The sequence below is a fragment of the Enteractinococcus helveticum genome, from assembly GCF_001657475.1.
Lineage (GTDB): Bacteria > Actinomycetota > Actinomycetes > Actinomycetales > Micrococcaceae > Yaniella > Yaniella helvetica.
Genome location: NZ_LXEY01000033.1, coordinates 1 through 417, shown reverse-complemented (window position 1 = coordinate 417; position 417 = coordinate 1). Strand labels below are relative to the sequence as shown.

At 69.8% G+C, this 417-nt stretch carries 1 protein-coding gene; it reads right to left on the bottom strand.

All coding sequences use genetic code 11. The features are described 5' to 3' along the window. Nucleotides 1-417: hypothetical protein (locus A6F49_RS18100; protein ID WP_043056577.1), on the bottom strand; the 417-nt coding region annotated here is incomplete at both ends.

Genomic DNA, 417 nt, shown 5'->3' with positions numbered 1-417 from the left:
TTTGGGCGCCGGCGTCGTCGTGGGCGGGAGCAGCTGCTGCGCCTGATAATTGGTGGACTGGACCGTGAACAGCGAGGTCGGGTTGGCCGCCACGCTGACCAGATAGCCGGCAAAGCCCGGATCGGGGACCCAGACCTGGATGAGCTGGGCCTGGGTGCCGCTCGACGAGACGAACGGCGAGAGGCAGCTGCGCACCTGCGTGCTCGCCAGGCTCGGATAGCCGAGCGTGCCGGCGGCGCTCGACAGCGCGCCCTGGATCGCCGCGATCATGTCGCCCACCGTCGAGACCGAAGTGGCCATGGTGACGGTGGTGCTCGCCGAGGCCGGCGGCTTGGTCGGGTCCGGCCCGGGCGGCTGCACGGTCACGGTGATGCCGGTGACGTTGACCGGGTTCTTGGGCGCGGTGAAGTTCAGGAT